The sequence below is a fragment of the Planomicrobium sp. MB-3u-38 genome (assembly GCF_002836425.1).
Taxonomy (GTDB): domain Bacteria; phylum Bacillota; class Bacilli; order Bacillales_A; family Planococcaceae; genus Planococcus; species Planococcus okeanokoites.
In genome coordinates, this window is sequence record NZ_PJBO01000071.1 from 82,742 (window position 1) to 97,347 (window position 14,606).

The 14,606-nt window shown below is 46.8% G+C and carries 16 protein-coding genes; 15 read left to right on the forward strand and 1 reads right to left on the reverse strand.

What is annotated here, in order from left to right; all coding sequences use genetic code 11:
* The first annotated feature begins 198 nt into the window (after window positions 1-198).
* The 15 genes from CXF70_RS14635 to CXF70_RS14710 all read left to right on the forward strand — a co-directional run bounded on the left by CXF70_RS14635 (window position 199) and on the right by CXF70_RS14710 (window position 13,843).
* Complete coding sequence (locus tag CXF70_RS14635; protein WP_101803285.1) at window positions 199-1,362, forward strand: ATP phosphoribosyltransferase regulatory subunit; 1,164 nt, start codon at window positions 199-201, stop codon at window positions 1,360-1,362.
* A complete protein-coding gene (gene hisG / locus CXF70_RS14640; protein ID WP_084242545.1) occupies window positions 1,355-1,969 on the forward strand; it encodes an ATP phosphoribosyltransferase in 615 nt (204 codons plus the stop codon). Before CXF70_RS14635 ends, hisG begins: the two co-directional genes overlap by 8 nt.
* Window positions 1,970-1,977: 8 nt before the next feature.
* Complete coding sequence (gene hisD, locus CXF70_RS14645; protein ID WP_101803286.1) at window positions 1,978-3,258, forward strand: histidinol dehydrogenase; 1,281 nt, start codon at window positions 1,978-1,980, stop codon at window positions 3,256-3,258.
* Window positions 3,258-3,845, forward strand: coding sequence for an imidazoleglycerol-phosphate dehydratase HisB (gene hisB, locus CXF70_RS14650; RefSeq protein WP_369916950.1), 588 nt, complete (start codon window positions 3,258-3,260; stop codon window positions 3,843-3,845). Before hisD ends, hisB begins: the two co-directional genes overlap by 1 nt.
* Window positions 3,842-4,495 (forward strand): imidazole glycerol phosphate synthase subunit HisH, encoded by a 654-nt coding sequence (gene hisH, locus CXF70_RS14655; protein WP_101803287.1) that lies wholly within the window; start codon window positions 3,842-3,844, stop codon window positions 4,493-4,495. The genes hisB and hisH overlap by 4 nt, the downstream gene beginning before the upstream one ends.
* Complete coding sequence (gene hisA, locus CXF70_RS14660; RefSeq protein WP_101803288.1) at window positions 4,464-5,192, forward strand: 1-(5-phosphoribosyl)-5-[(5-phosphoribosylamino)methylideneamino]imidazole-4-carboxamide isomerase; 729 nt, start codon at window positions 4,464-4,466, stop codon at window positions 5,190-5,192. The genes hisH and hisA overlap by 32 nt, the downstream gene beginning before the upstream one ends.
* Window positions 5,186-5,938 (forward strand): imidazole glycerol phosphate synthase subunit HisF, encoded by a 753-nt coding sequence (gene hisF / locus CXF70_RS14665; RefSeq protein WP_101803289.1) that lies wholly within the window; start codon window positions 5,186-5,188, stop codon window positions 5,936-5,938. The genes hisA and hisF overlap by 7 nt, the downstream gene beginning before the upstream one ends.
* On the forward strand, window positions 5,935-6,561 hold the full coding sequence (gene hisIE, locus CXF70_RS14670) for a bifunctional phosphoribosyl-AMP cyclohydrolase/phosphoribosyl-ATP diphosphatase HisIE (RefSeq protein WP_101803290.1): 627 nt from the start codon (window positions 5,935-5,937) through the stop codon (window positions 6,559-6,561). The genes hisF and hisIE overlap by 4 nt, the downstream gene beginning before the upstream one ends.
* Window positions 6,562-6,641: 80 nt before the next feature.
* Entirely contained in the window at window positions 6,642-8,168 is a 1,527-nt protein-coding gene (locus tag CXF70_RS14675; RefSeq protein WP_101803291.1) for a tetratricopeptide repeat protein, read from the forward strand.
* A 68-nt stretch (window positions 8,169-8,236) separates the two neighbouring features.
* Window positions 8,237-9,190, forward strand: coding sequence for a thioredoxin-disulfide reductase (trxB, locus tag CXF70_RS14680; RefSeq protein WP_084242538.1), 954 nt, complete (start codon window positions 8,237-8,239; stop codon window positions 9,188-9,190).
* Between the two features lie 986 nt (window positions 9,191-10,176).
* On the forward strand, window positions 10,177-10,665 hold the full coding sequence (locus CXF70_RS14690; RefSeq protein ID WP_084242623.1) for an NUDIX hydrolase: 489 nt from the start codon (window positions 10,177-10,179) through the stop codon (window positions 10,663-10,665).
* Window positions 10,655-11,536 carry an RNase adapter RapZ gene (gene rapZ / locus CXF70_RS14695; RefSeq protein ID WP_101803293.1) on the forward strand — a complete coding sequence of 294 codons (882 nt, stop codon included), beginning with the start codon at window positions 10,655-10,657 and terminating at the stop codon, window positions 11,534-11,536. The genes CXF70_RS14690 and rapZ overlap by 11 nt, the downstream gene beginning before the upstream one ends.
* A gap of 4 nt (window positions 11,537-11,540) precedes the next feature.
* The gene (locus CXF70_RS14700) at window positions 11,541-12,536 is read left to right on the forward strand and encodes a gluconeogenesis factor YvcK family protein (protein ID WP_084242536.1); all 996 of its coding nucleotides are present in this window, start codon (window positions 11,541-11,543) and stop codon (window positions 12,534-12,536) included.
* A gap of 23 nt (window positions 12,537-12,559) precedes the next feature.
* Complete coding sequence (whiA, locus tag CXF70_RS14705) at window positions 12,560-13,510, forward strand: DNA-binding protein WhiA (RefSeq protein ID WP_084242535.1); 951 nt, start codon at window positions 12,560-12,562, stop codon at window positions 13,508-13,510.
* Window positions 13,511-13,585: 75 nt separating this feature from the next.
* Window positions 13,586-13,843: an HPr family phosphocarrier protein gene (locus tag CXF70_RS14710; protein ID WP_084242534.1), complete on the forward strand. Its 258-nt coding sequence runs from the start codon at window positions 13,586-13,588 to the stop codon at window positions 13,841-13,843.
* 42 nt (window positions 13,844-13,885) lie between these two features.
* Here CXF70_RS14710 and clpP read toward each other — a convergent pair whose 3' ends face one another.
* Window positions 13,886-14,500, reverse strand: coding sequence for an ATP-dependent Clp endopeptidase proteolytic subunit ClpP (gene clpP / locus CXF70_RS14715; protein ID WP_084242533.1), 615 nt, complete (start codon window positions 14,498-14,500; stop codon window positions 13,886-13,888).
* Window positions 14,501-14,606 lie beyond the last annotated feature (106 nt).

Genomic DNA, 14,606 nt, shown 5'->3' on the forward strand with positions numbered 1-14,606 from the left:
CCCCCAGGAAAGCACAGCTGTTTTGAGCAATATCGGTTTTCACTTTATTTTTTCAACAAGCCAAAAATCCTAGGAGCAATAGCTTCCGGGATTTTTTTGCCTTATTCTTGACCTTCAACCATAATATACGATAAAATAATAATTACTTTATTACATTAGCGAACTAAAGTAAAATATCCATAAATAGGAAGTGAATTTATGACAATCCAAATGTTCGAAAAACCGCTGGGCATGCGTGATGATTTTCCCTCAATCGTAAAAAGGAAGTCTAAGCTCAGCAAAGTGGGTATAAAGATAATGGAGCAATTCGGCTATGAGATGCTGCAGACGCCGAGTTTGGAATACTACGAAACAATCGGCAAGATTTCGGCAATCGCTGACAATCAATTATTCAAATTGCTGGATAATCAAGGGCAGACACTAGTGCTGCGGCCGGATATGACATCACCGATTGCACGCGTAGCCGCATCCAAATTATTAAAAGAGAAGATGCCTGTGCGGCTCGGCTATTATTCAAACGTGTTCCGCGCCCAATTGAGAGAAGGCGGACGCCCAGCGGAGTTCGAGCAGATGGGTGTCGAGCTGATTGGTGATGAATCACTGTACGCAGATGCGGAAGTCATTTTACTGGCGACAGAAATCCTCCGCGGCCTGAATGTCGGATCAGGACGCATCGTCATTGGCCACACACAATTGCTTCAGCAAGTATTACGGGGCTACGGACTTGATGACGCGCTCGCTGAAAAGCTGCGCGCTGAAATGGTGGCAAAAAACAAGGTGGCCTACGAAAATATGGTTGACAACCTGGTCGATGATACGGCTGCGAAAAATTCGCTTAAATTGATCATGAATACGACGCGTCTCGAAGACTGGGAGCAGTGGATCGATCAAACAGACACGGTTCAGCAGTCGCTTTATGAAGACATGAGTAAATTGAAAACCTTGCTTGACCGCAATGGTTTGGCGGATTTCGTCACTTATGACCTTTCGTTTACGAGCCATATGACGTATTACACAGGCATGGTTTTTGAAATCTACGGAGAAGGCAGCGGATTTCCGCTGGGGAACGGCGGCCGTTATGACGGCTTGATGAAGCAATTCGGATTGCATGTCGGGGCTACCGGCTTTGGCCTGCGTGTTGATCGGTTGCTGGAAGCAATGCCGGCTGAACAGGAAAATACGGAGCAAACCCTGATTTTATTTAATGAAGAAAATGAAGAGAATGCGCATATCGAAGCAAACAAATTAAGAAAAGCGGGCGAAAGAGTGACACTTCAATTCGCTTCAGCTGTAAAAGCCCAGGAAGAGTTCAGTTCACTGTTCTCAAAAGTGATTCGAATGGACGGTGAAGAAAATGGATAAATTGACGATTGCGATGCCGAAAGGCCGCATCTTTGAGGAAGCTTATGAACTGCTTGTTAAGGCGGGATTTGATTTGCCGGAGGAATTGGACGACTCCCGGAAATTGATAGTGGAAGCGCCAAATGAAGGATTCCGGTTTATTTTGTCGAAACCGATGGATGTGCCTGTTTATGTGGAGCATGGCGTCGCCGATATCGGAATTGCCGGCAAAGATGTGCTTCTTGAGCAGGCGCGTGATGTACATGAGCTGCTGGATCTCGAAATCAGCCGCTGCTATATTGCGACTGCCGGTTTGCCGGATACGAAAATGGATGAGATGACTCCGCGTATTGCCACGAAATATCCGGATATCGCTTCTCAATTTTTCCGCAGCCGGGGGGAGCAGGTTGAAATCATCGAGCTGAATGGTTCGATCGAGCTGGCACCTATGATCGGTTTGGCGGAACGGATTGTCGATATTGTTTCGACAGGCAAAACCCTGAAAGAAAATGGATTGGTTGAATACGATAAAATTACAGACATCACTTCACGGCTTATTGCGAACCCGGTCAGCTACAGGCTGAAACAGAAGAGGATCGATGAAATCGTGGAGCGTTTAAGAAAGTAGGCGTTAATATGAACATCACACGATTGTCGTCGGCGGTTTCAATTAGAAGAACTGGTGGAAATGCGACGGCCGATCAATTAGAGGCGGTAAAAGCAATTATCCGAACGGTCCGAAGCGAAGGTGACGCTGCATTGATCCGCTTTGCGAAAAAATGGGATCAGGCGGAATTGACCGATTTGCGGGTGTCCCGGCAAGAAATTGAGCAAGCAGTAAAACGGTTTGATCCGCAATTATTAAGTGATCTTGCAGAAGCTGCTGAAAATATCAGGGCATACCATGCAAACCAAAAGCAGGAAGGATATAAAGTAATCCAGACGAACGGTTCTTATGTCGGCCAGCGGGTGACGGCCATTGAATCAGCCGGCTTATATGTTCCAGGCGGCACGGCAGCGTATCCTTCCTCGGTGCTGATGAATGTCATACCGGCTCAAGCGGCAGGCGTCCAAAGAATTGTGCTGATGTCACCTCCCGCAGCAGACGGTTCGCTGTCGGACGGTGTATTAGCGGCAGCACATATTCTTGGCATTGAGGAAATCTATAAATCCGGCGGAGCACAGGCGATTGCGGCATTGGCTTATGGCACTGAATCCATTTCACCGGTCGATAAGATAACCGGGCCGGGCAATATCTTCGTGGCGCTGGCCAAAAGCGAAGTGAATGGGGACGTGGCAATCGATATGATTGCAGGTCCGAGTGAAATTGCCATCATAGCCGATGCAACGGCTTATCCGGACGAAATCGCTGCAGATCTGCTGTCGCAGGCTGAGCATGATCCAATGGCGAGTGCGGTGCTGTTGACGACGGATGTAGCCTTGGCTAAAGCGGTGTCTGAAGAAGTGGAGAGACAATTGATGGAACTGCCACGGCAATCCATTGCCCGAGCGGCGATCGAGGATTTCGGTGCAATTTACCTCGGGGAAACAATGGAAGAACTGATAGCCGCGGCCAATCAATTGGCACCTGAGCACCTTGAAATCATGACAGCTAACGCAGTGGAAGATGCCGAAAAGGTTAAACATGCGGGCGCCATCTTCATCGGACGCTATTCTTCAGAGCCGATCGGTGATTATTTTGCCGGCACGAACCATGTATTGCCGACCAACAGCACGGCGAGATTTTCAAGTGCCCTGTCGGTCTATGACTTTTTAAAACGGACGAGCATCATCCATTACAGCGAGCAGGCTTGGCAGGACAATAAAGAGAAGATTGCCCGACTGGCCAGGCTTGAAGGTTTGGAAGCCCATGCACGGGCAGTGGAATCACGGCAATGGAAAAAGGAGAATCGGTGATGAGAAAAGCGGAATTGAAACGGAATACAAATGAAACAAAAATAGATATCGCATTTTCAATTGACGGAGAAGGCAAAGCAAATATAGAAACCGGTGTGCCGTTCATGGACCACATGCTGGACCTGTTCATCAAGCACGGTTTATTTGATGGGGACATTAAAGCGGATGGTGATACGCACATCGATGACCACCATACGACGGAAGATATCGGAATTGTACTGGGACAGGCTGTCAGAGAGGCGCTTGGCGATAAAAAAGGCATTCGCCGTTACGGTAATGCATTTGTGCCGATGGATGACGCGCTTGCACAGGTGGTCATAGATTGTTCGAATCGGGCTCACCTGGAGTTCAGAGGTGACATTCCGAATGAAAAAGTGGGCACATTTGATACTGAACTGGTTTATGAATTCCTATGGAAATTTGCGCTGGAATCACGCATGAATGTCCATGTTATCATCCATTATGGAAAGAACACGCACCACATCATCGAAGCTGTTTTCAAAGCTTTGGCACGCGCACTTGATGAAGCGACCCAAATAGACCCGCGGGTCAAAGGGGTGCCTTCGACAAAGGGGCTGTTGACATGATCATCGGAATCATCGATTACGGCATGGGCAATCTTTTCAGTGTCGAACAGGCATTGAAAAAACTCGATTGTACAGTCATTCTTTCCGATGACCCGGAAACGCTGCTGGAAGCGGAAGCGATTCTGCTGCCTGGTGTTGGGGCTTTTCCCGACGCGATGGAGCTGCTGGATTCAAAAGGATTGTCGGAATTCATCCGTTCGCTGCCTGAAAAGGGCATACCGCTGCTCGGAATTTGTTTGGGCATGCAATTATTATATGAAAACAGTTCAGAAGTGCGGCTGACAAAAGGTCTTGGACTGCTTAAAGGCAAAATCCGGCGTTTTGAAAAAGGGACCTACCGCATCCCGCATATGGGATGGAACCGCCTCGACTTTTCCACAATGCCATTTTGGCTGAAAAGCCTGCAAGTCGATACGCATGTTTATTTTGTGCATTCATTTTACGTTACGGAAGCAGAGGAAACGGAAATTTTTGCCTCAGCCGAATATGGCAATATCAATGTTCCGGGAGTTGTAGGCAAGGGACTTGTTACCGGAATGCAATTTCACCCGGAAAAATCAGGTGATTTCGGCCATTATTTATTGGAACAATGGATCGCGAATGTCAGGGGGAACAATAATGAGCAACTTTCAGATCTATCCGGCAATTGACCTGAGAGGCGGCAAATGTGTCCGCCTGTTCCAGGGGGATTACGGACAGGAAACGGTATACGGTGATTCGCCAGTCGAGATGGCGAAAAAATTCGCGGAAGCGGGAGCGGAATGGCTGCACATGGTCGACTTGGACGGCGCAAAGGCCGGTCATCGGATTAATGATGAATCTGTAATCGGAGCTGCAAAACTGGGCTTGAAAGTGCAAGTCGGCGGCGGTATCCGGACAGCTGAAGATATCCGTTTTTATCTGGACAATGGTATAGCCCGCGTCATTATCGGAAGTCTGGCAATTCGTGAACCGGAATTGGTTGTTTCTTTCATTGAAGAGTTCGGTGCAGACCGCATTGTGATCGGCATCGATGCAAAAGATGGACTGGCTGCCACAGAAGGCTGGACGGAAACATCTGTGCAGCCGGCTGCTGACGTCGCGCGTTTTTTTGTCTCAAAAGGGGCACGCCATTTTATCTACACTGATATCGCGACGGATGGAACGCTGGCGGGACCGAATATTGATGCCAACAAACAATTGGTCGAAGATGGTTCAGCAGAAGTCATCGTATCCGGCGGCATCGGCACTCTTAACGACGTGCTGAACGTCAAAGAGGCAGCTGGCAGCAGTTCGATTACCGGCGTCATTATCGGAAAAGCGCTGTACGAAGAGCGGTTTACACTGGAGGAGGCTTTGTCATGCTGACAAAACGCATAATTCCCTGCCTTGACGTGAAAGAGGGGCGAGTTGTAAAAGGGGTCAGTTTCGTTTCTTTGAGAGACGCCGGCGACCCTGTCGAACTCGCCAGATTTTATGACAAGCAAGGAGCCGATGAACTGACATTCCTCGATATTTCAGCTTCACACGAAGGAAAAGAGACGATGGTTGAAGTCGTGAAGATTGTCGCTAGTGAATTATCGATTCCATTCACAGTAGGCGGAGGCATTCGTACACTTGAAGACATCAAGCGCATGCTTCGCGCCGGTGCGGACAAGGTTTCATTGAATACAGCCGCTCTTGACCGTCCGGAATTGATCAAAGAAGGTGCTGACTTTTTCGGATCGCAATGCATCGTCGTAGCGATAGATGCCAAGTGGAACGGCAATGGGTGGGACGTCTACACACACGGCGGCCGCAATAAAACCGAATGGGATGCTGTGGAATGGGCGAAACGCAGTGTTGAACTTGGTGCAGGCGAATTGCTGCTGACGAGCATGGACAAGGATGGTGCTAAAAACGGATTTGATCTGGCTTTGACAAAAGCTGTAAGAGATGCAGTCGAAGTGCCCGTCATTGCCAGCGGCGGTGCAGGTAACAGGGAACATTTCAAAGAGGTTTTTGAAACAGTGGATGCCGACGCGGCGCTGGCCGCATCGATCTTTCATTATAAAGAAACAAGCATCGCAGAAGTGAAAGACTACCTGCGCACAGAAGGAGTGAATGTCAGATGACGCAATTGAACTTTGACCAGGACGGCTTAGTGCCGGTAATCATACAGGACAGTGAAACAAAGCAGGTGCTGACTTTAGCGTACGCTAATCAGGAAGCGATCGACAAGACGATGGAGAACGGGGAAACCTGGCTCTATTCAAGAAGCCGTCAGGAATTATGGAATAAAGGGGCGACCAGCGGGAATACACAAAAAGTAATTTCTGTGAAAGTGGATTGCGATGCCGACGCAGTGATCTATGAAGTGATTCCGAATGGACCAGCCTGCCATACAGGCGAACAGTCATGCTTCAATGAAACGATTTACGGAGAAAGCAAAACTTCAGCAGGAGATATGCTTGAAGAGCTGAAAGTATTGATCCGCAACCGCCAGAGCGAAATGCCGGAAGGCGCTTATACGACTTATCTTTTTAAAGAAGGCATCGATAAGATCTGCAAGAAAGTCGGAGAAGAAGCGGCGGAAGTGATCATTGCCGCGAAGAATCGTGACGCTGAAGAACTGTCGATGGAAACAGCTGACCTATTCTATCACGTAATGGTCCTGCTGCAGGAACAGGGAGTGGATCTGGACAAGGTGATGGCTGTTTTAAAGGAGCGCCACCAGACAAAAACCACAAGTAAATAAGTGCCGAATATGCTATACTTAAAGGATATTAAAGGGAAGGGCGATCAAGGTCGATCCTATAACTTTTTCGGAGGCTTATTTTGGAGAATAAAAAGAAAAACAATCACGAGAATGTACTGTCATTCATTCCTACAGGTGAATATTACTATAAGAAAGCGCTCAAGGAATTGCAGCGCGACAATTACCCGAAAGCTCATAAGTATCTGCAGCGGGCCACGGAATTAAGTCCGGAAGATCCGCTGATCATGATGCAGTTTGGCATTGTACTGATGGAGATGCAGGAATTTGAACAGGCAATGGACGTATTGCGGACAGCCCAGGAGCTGGATCCGGAAGAAACGGACATCCTGTTTTTCCTGTCTGAAGTACATGCCCATATGGGTTTATTTCTTGATGCACGGAAATACGCAAAAAGATACGTTGAAGCGGATGTGAATGGCAAATATGCGGAAGAAGCGATGGAAATCATCGATTTTGCCGAACAGGAAGATTGGCAGCTGCTGGATGATGAAGGTGAAGCGCAGGACAGCGAATACTTCTATCTTCAGGAAAAAGCCCGCCGACTGATGGAACAGGGTAATTTCACGGACGCCATCAGTATGCTGGAGGATCTGGTAGCCGATAAACCGGATTTCTGGGGAGCGCATAATAATTTGGCACTTGCTTATTTCTATATTGGTGAAACCGAAATGGCAAAGGCATTGCTGCATGATGTTCTGCGCAGAAACACGGGCAACCTTCATGCTTTGTGCAATTTAGCCGTCTTTCATTATTATGAAAAAAATGATGAATTGGATGATATATTGGAACTTCTTAAAAAGATCCAGCCATACGTGTTTGAACACCGTTATAAATTAGGGGCGACTTTTGCGCTTGTCGGTAAGTATAAAGAGGCTTACCGCTGGTTGAGAAGTTTGCAGAAAAGAGGTTTTGACGGAGATCCGGCATTTTACTTCTGGCTGTCACATGCCGCTTACCACTCAAACCATGAAGATGTGGCAAGGCAGGCATGGAAACAACTGACTGCGATGGACCCAGGCAAAGAAGGGTACGAGCCGTGGCAGGAGAATATGACAATGCCGCATTCCGACGCACTGGAGCATGACCGTGATTATCTGGTCGAGAAGTTGGACCACTCACATAGAAGTGAAAGATTGTACGGGATGTTCCTTCTTGGAAAATCATCACATAAACAGGAAATCATCGCGCATCCGAAATGGCTGAAAAGTGAGCAGCCGACCATTATTGAAACATTTATGCTGGGCTATGCTTTGGGGCACCCGTTTAAGGAAACAGTTCCTGAAGAACGGGCATTTCTGCGGGCGATGACAGCGACTGAAATCCTTTATGAAAAAGAAGGGATGGTAACCCAGCAGGGATCATATGCTTTTCAAATGTGGTTTATGCTGGTGGATAACGCCTTCCAGCGAAATTATCCGTTCAAAAATCCGAAGGCGCTGGCAGCTTCCGTGGATTATATGGTGAAGTCCTCAAGAGACCAAAGCATCACTAAAAAAGCGACTGCTGAAAATTACGGAATTTCAACAGCCACTTTGACAAAATACATCAATGAAATGATTGAATTTCTGCCATTGTTTGAGTCTTAAGCATAAAAGTTGATGCAACTGGCGGAATCTTATACGATTTAGCTATTGAATGTTAGGAGGACTTGACTATGACTGAAGCTGAAAAAATTTATGATGTAATTATCATCGGGGCTGGACCAGCCGGAATGACGGCGGCTGTATATACTTCCCGAGCTAATTTATCCACATTGATGATTGAGCGGGGAATCCCGGGCGGCCAAATGGCCAATACGGAAGAAATTGAAAACTATCCTGGTTTTGACCATATCCTTGGCCCAGACTTATCGACAAAAATGTTCGATCACGCCAAGAAATTCGGCGCAGAATATGCTTATGGCGACGTAAAAGGCATTGTTGACGGGGAAGAGTACAAAACCGTCACAGCGGGTTCGAAAGAATACAAAGCCAGAGCTGTCATCCTGACAACTGGTGCTGAATACAAGAAAATGGGCATCCCAGGCGAAACCGAACTTGGAGGCCGCGGCGTCAGCTATTGTGCAGTCTGTGATGGCGCGTTCTTTAAACAGAAAAACCTGATTGTAGTCGGAGGCGGAGATTCCGCAGTCGAAGAAGGTGTCTACTTGACACGTTTCGCCGATAAAGTGACTATTGTCCACAGAAGAGATGAGCTGCGTGCACAGAAGATCCTTCAGGACCGTGCATTCGCTAATGATAAAATCGACTTTATCTGGAGCCATACTGTAAAGGAAATAAAAGGTGACAATGGTAAGGTTTCCGGCGTAACTCTGGTTTCCACAAAAGATGGGGAAGAAACAGAAAAAGAAATCGATGGCGTATTCATCTACATCGGCATGCTGCCTTTGACGAAGCCATTTGCTGATTTGGGCATTCTAAACGACGAAGGTTATGTCGTGACAAATGAAAAAATGGAAACTTCAGTTCCAGGCATTTATGCGGCAGGCGACCTTCGCGATAAAACATTGCGCCAAGTAGTGACTGCTACTGGTGATGGAAGCATTGCAGCACAAGCTGCACAGCATTATATTGAAGAATTAGTTGAAAAAATCGGTCAAAACGTTTAATTTAATCCTTTCTTAATGTAGCTGTAATACATTTGACATGTATAAGAGGTATAGTAAGAATAGTAAATTGACCCCCTTTTTATAGAAGTTTTGAAAGGCTGTTTTCCGAATCCTCGGGAAGCAGCCTCTTTTTTTGTGCTTATAAAAGCGAGTGAACAAAATGTAGTAAAGAAGCCAGTTTGTATAAACGCTTCGTCGCTTTGGAAAGGGAAAAGACTATGCTCCTGCGCACTGCTCGTCGCAAAGGCGGGCCATCTCCGTATGGCTCAGCTTAGCTCCTTCTCTGGAGTCAACTTCTCGACAAGAAACAGCAAGAGAGATTTCTTTGTGAGCCAGCGAATTACAGAACCCCACTCGGGCGATGGCCCGAGTTAGCTTTGCCACAAAACAACCTTGCGTAGTAAAGGCAGCTCTTGACTCTTCAATACTTATCTCTCACTCATTTTAAAGTAATAACTTAGATGTGGAGCAAAACAGCGAAGACTCCCAGGTGAGCAGAAACGGAGTTGGCTTTCCAACTCCGTTTCGAGCGAAGTGCTGAGATCCACTCGAGCGAAGTGGAACGAGCTCGAGTTAGCTCAGCGCGAGCCACCAGGAAAACGGAGCTGTTTTGCGGAATATCGGTTTATATTTTTCATTCTCAACAAGCAAATTTGTATTCCTTTTCTTTTTTTGTCCAGACTCCAGTGGCCCCGTTCTTCGGGTCATAAGCCACTCTGGCTCTGCGGCAAAAGACGCCGCTCCGCCAGATCGTCTTATGCCTGTCAGAGCTAAACGGGCACTTCCGCTTTTCCTTTCTCCAGACTCCGGCGACCCAGCCCCTCGAGTCGCTTCGGTCTTGCCAGTAATGGCAAAGAACGCCATTACTTTCAAGTCCTCCAGCGCTTGTCGGGGCTAAACGGGTGCCGTCGCTTTTCTTTTTTTGCATGACACGCCAGGAAAGTTGTATAATGGAGAAAGTTTATAATAGATACGGAGTGTCGAGTGTGCAGCGAATCGCAAATTTATTAGTTATTAAAAATGGCAAGGTCCTGTTATTGAAAAAACCCCGACGCGGTTGGTACGTTGCACCCGGCGGAAAGATGGAAGCCGGGGAGTCCGTGTATGAAGCGGCAATCCGTGAATTTAAAGAAGAAACGAACGCAGAACCTTTGGACACCCATGTCAAAGGGATCTACACCATGATGATTGAAGATGAAGGCGAAGTGGTCGATGAATGGATGCTCTTTACATTTGTCGCCCATGATTTGAATGGAACCCCTTTTGTTGAAACAAGAGAAGGTATACTGGAATGGCATCCGATTGAAAGCCTGGCGACATTGCCGATGGCAGAAGGCGACCGTACCAATTTGATGTTCGCCGTAAGCAAGCCGGGTGTCCAATATGGAACCTTCCATTATACGATGGAATTCGAACTGCTGAAAGAAATGATACAAACTTCAACAGAAGAGGTGAACCGCCAATATGGACAATAAAACAGAAGAAACAGAATTGATCGTCATCACCGGAATGTCGGGTGCCGGTAAGACGGTAGCCATCCAAAGCTTCGAAGATCTCGGCTTTTTCACCATTGATAATCTTCCGCCGGCTTTGCTGCTGACATTCATCAAATTGATGCGCGATTCGGGGAAATCGATGAAGCGGGTTGCAGCTGTAATGGATTTGCGGGGAGGCGACTTTTTCGACAGCCTCGTCGACGCCATCGATAATCTGTCAAAAGAACCGAAAGTATCTGTAACGATTCTGTTTTTGGATGCAGACAATCAAACACTGGTCAGCCGCTACAAGGAGACGCGCCGTTCACATCCTTTATCACCTGGTGGACTGGTTCTTGGAGGCATCAAGAAGGAACGCGATATGCTGAATGACCTTCAAGGCCGTGCAAAATATATCTACAACACTTCACAGATGAGTCCCCGTGAACTTAAAGAAAGAATCATAACCGACTTCTCCACCCACACAAGCAACGTCTTTACGGTGAACGTCATTTCATTCGGATTTAAACATGGGATCCCGATTGATGCCGATCTGGTTTTCGATGTCCGATTCCTGCCGAATCCATATTATATAGAAGACTTAAAACCGTTATCGGGACTTGATGAACCGGTCTCAAGCTATGTACTCCAATGGAATGAAACACAGATGCTCATCGAAAAATTAACCGATCTTCTTCAATTTATGATTCCCCGGTATAAAAACGAAGGCAAGGCGCAACTCGTCATCGCGTTCGGATGTACCGGCGGCCAGCATCGTTCAGTCACCTTAGCGGAGTATTATGGAAAACTTTTTGGTGAAAAAAATAAAACCATTATTACGCATCGTGATGTCAAAACGAGAAAGGTCTGAGTGCATGGAAAAGGAAACCCAACGTAAAAAACTGGTCATTATCGGCGGGGGGACCGGATTATCCACATTGCTGCGGGGGCTGAAAAAGCTTCCGCTGGATTTGACTGCGATTGTCACGGTCGCAGATGATGGAGGCAGTTCAGGCAGGCTCCGCAACGATCTTAATATTCCGCCGCCAGGGGATATACGGAATGTCATGGCTGCGTTGTCCGATGCAGAACCATTAGTAGCGGAGATGTTCCAATACCGTTTCAGTAAATCGATCGACCTCGGCGGCCATTCACTCGGAAATCTGATGCTGGCAGCATTGACGGATTTAACGGGTGATTTTTCACATGCGGTAAGAGAAATGAGCCGTGTGTTAAGTGTCAATGGCACAGTCATACCGGCTGCAAATCAGATTGTCACGTTAAATGCGGAATTCGAAGATGGGACGATCGTCAGCGGAGAGTCAAAGATTCCGGCTTATTTACAGCCGATTAAACGTGTCTTCATCGAACCGGTCGATGTCAAGACTTTGCCCGATACCATAACCGCTATCCGCCAGGCGGATATTATCGTTATTGGTCCGGGCTCGCTTTATACGAGCATTCTTCCGAATTTATTGGTTAAGGATATAAAGAAAGAGCTGCTGGCAGCGGAGGGCAAGAAAATTTACATTTGCAATCTGATGACACAGGCTGGCGAGACGTATATGTACTCAGCATCCGATCACATTCAGGCATTGTATGACCATGTCGGGGAGCCCTTTTTGGATGCAGTGCTCCTGGACAAAGCGGAAATGCCGTCTAATGTAGTTCAGCTATATGAGCAGGAACGGGCAAGGCCGGTGGCTTACGATGAAGACCGTCTGTCAGAATTCGGTCTGGAAATTCACCGGGAAGACATCGCCAATATTTTTGAGAATGCGGTTCGCCATGAACCAAGAAAAGTGGCGGAATGGCTCTTCCACTATGCTGGAGGCCAAATGAAAGAAGATACGAAACTTCGGTTTTTTTAAAGGGTTGAAAGGAGGGGAATGAATTGTCGTTCGCTTCGGAAACAAAAAAAGAAATGACGCAAATTGAAGTGGATGAATGCTGTGGCAAGGCTGAATTATCGGCATTGATCCGGATGAATGGCACGCTGTCTTTCTCAAGCAGGCAATTAAGCGTAGACATACAGACAGAGAACGCAGCGATTGCCCGCCGGATCTACACATTATTGAAACGCTTCTATACACCATATCCAGTGGAATTGCTGGTGCGGAAAAAGATGCGTTTAAAAAAGAACAACGTTTATATTTGCCGGATTCGGGATGGCTCCAAACATATTCTCGAAGATTTATTGATCATCACGGAAGGCTTTCAATCCCAGCAGGAAATTGATAAGAAGCTGATCGAAAAGAATTGCTGTAAACGGGCATATCTGCGCGGAGCTTTTTTAGCTGGAGGTTCTGTCAATAATCCGGAAACATCCTCTTATCATCTTGAAATCTATTCATCGGATCGGGATCATGCGGACTCCCTTACAGAATTGATGAACTTTTTCCATCTGAACAGCAAGACCATCGACCGGAAAAAGGGCTTTGTCACCTATTTGAAAGAAGCTGAAAAAATTTCTGACTTTCTTAGCATCGCCGGAGCGCACTCAGCTTTACTGAAATTCGAAGATGTTCGGATTATCAGGGACATGCGGAACAGCGTCAACAGACTGGTCAATTGCGAAACAGCCAATCTGAATAAAACCATCGATGCGGCTCTTCGCCAAGTGGAAAATATCCGCTTTATCGATTCAGTCATCGGCGTGGAACAGCTGCCCGACCGCCTGCGTGAAATAGCCAGGCTGCGTGTTGAGTATCAGGATGTTACACTGAAGGAGCTCGGTGAAATGGTTTCAACCGGTAAAGTCAGCAAATCCGGTGTCAATCACCGTCTTCGGAAGATTGACGAAATCGCTGAATCATTGAGAAAAGGCGAAACGATCGGCGGTTAACTGCCGCGGTTCTTTCATATAAAGAAATAGAGACATTTTTCCAGCAGTACAGTCAATTTTCTGAGGAGGATATGCATGGTTGAGAAACAAGTGAATGTTCAATTGAAATCAGGTTTACAAGCAAGACAGGCAGCGTTATTTGTTCAGGAAGCAAATAGATATAATTCAGATGTCTACCTTGAAAAAGAGGAAAAGAAAGTAAATGCAAAAAGTATTATGGGCATCATGAGCCTGGCAATCAGTAAAGGGACCGCTGTAACGATTTCAGCGGATGGCTCTGATGAAGAGTCCGCGGTTGAAGCACTGGCCGCGCTGATCGAAAAAGAAGCATAAGAAAACCCCGCAGCTCAATGCTGCGGGGTTTTGACTTTAAGATTAGATATCTTCTTTTGTATGGCCATCAGGCAATTTGCTGCGCGTGATGATTTGATCGATCAAGCCGTATTCAAGAGCGCGTTCTGCAGTCATGAAGTTATCGCGGTCAGTATCTTTCGAGATGACTTCAAGCGGTTGGCCAGTGCGTTCTGACAGGATCTGATTCAATTTTTCACGCAGGAACAAGATACGTTTTGCTGCAATCTCGATTTCGGTAGCTTGGCCTTGTGCACCGCCAAGAGGCTGGTGGATCATGACTTCAGCATTCGGAAGCGCATATCGTTTGCCTTTTGTACCTGCTGCAAGAAGGAAAGCACCCATTGAAGCTGCCATCCCGATGCAGATTGTCTGAACATCCGGACGGATGAATTGCATCGTATCGTAGATAGCCATACCGGCTGTAATGCTGCCGCCCGGGCTGTTAATGTAGATGGAAATATCTTTGTCAGGATCTTCGGCTTCTAGGAACAGAAGCTGTGCAACGATTGAGTTGGCAACGTTATCGTCGATGCCGCTGCCGAGCATGATGACACGGTCTTTCAACAAACGCGAGTAAATGTCATAAGCGCGCTCGCCTCGGCTCGTCTGTTCAATTACTGTTGGAATTAAATTCATAGAAAATCCTCCTTGTGTAAGTGATAACATTCAGCACTGAAATACATTTCAGCTGTATTATTATCATACACATCTTGGTCAATGAAGGTCAAATCTAACGAATTGA

Bases quoted from the DNA above. Each gene is read 5' to 3' on its own strand.
- CXF70_RS14635 (WP_101803285.1), top strand. From the start codon at position 199: ATGACAATCCAAATGTTCGAAAAACCGCTGGGCATGCGTGATGATTTT.
- hisG (WP_084242545.1), top strand. From the start codon at position 1,355: ATGGATAAATTGACGATTGCGATGCCGAAAGGCCGCATCTTTGAGGAA.
- hisD (WP_101803286.1), top strand. From the start codon at position 1,978: ATGAACATCACACGATTGTCGTCGGCGGTTTCAATTAGAAGAACTGGT.
- hisB (WP_369916950.1), top strand. From the start codon at position 3,258: ATGAGAAAAGCGGAATTGAAACGGAATACAAATGAAACAAAAATAGAT.
- hisH (WP_101803287.1), top strand. From the start codon at position 3,842: ATGATCATCGGAATCATCGATTACGGCATGGGCAATCTTTTCAGTGTC.
- hisA (WP_101803288.1), top strand. From the start codon at position 4,464: ATGAGCAACTTTCAGATCTATCCGGCAATTGACCTGAGAGGCGGCAAA.
- hisF (WP_101803289.1), top strand. From the start codon at position 5,186: ATGCTGACAAAACGCATAATTCCCTGCCTTGACGTGAAAGAGGGGCGA.
- hisIE (WP_101803290.1), top strand. From the start codon at position 5,935: ATGACGCAATTGAACTTTGACCAGGACGGCTTAGTGCCGGTAATCATA.
- trxB (WP_084242538.1), top strand. From the start codon at position 8,237: ATGACTGAAGCTGAAAAAATTTATGATGTAATTATCATCGGGGCTGGA.
- rapZ (WP_101803293.1), top strand. From the start codon at position 10,655: ATGGACAATAAAACAGAAGAAACAGAATTGATCGTCATCACCGGAATG.
- CXF70_RS14700 (WP_084242536.1), top strand. From the start codon at position 11,541: ATGGAAAAGGAAACCCAACGTAAAAAACTGGTCATTATCGGCGGGGGG.
- CXF70_RS14710 (WP_084242534.1), top strand. From the start codon at position 13,586: ATGGTTGAGAAACAAGTGAATGTTCAATTGAAATCAGGTTTACAAGCA.
- clpP (WP_084242533.1), bottom strand. From the start codon at position 14,500: ATGAATTTAATTCCAACAGTAATTGAACAGACGAGCCGAGGCGAGCGC.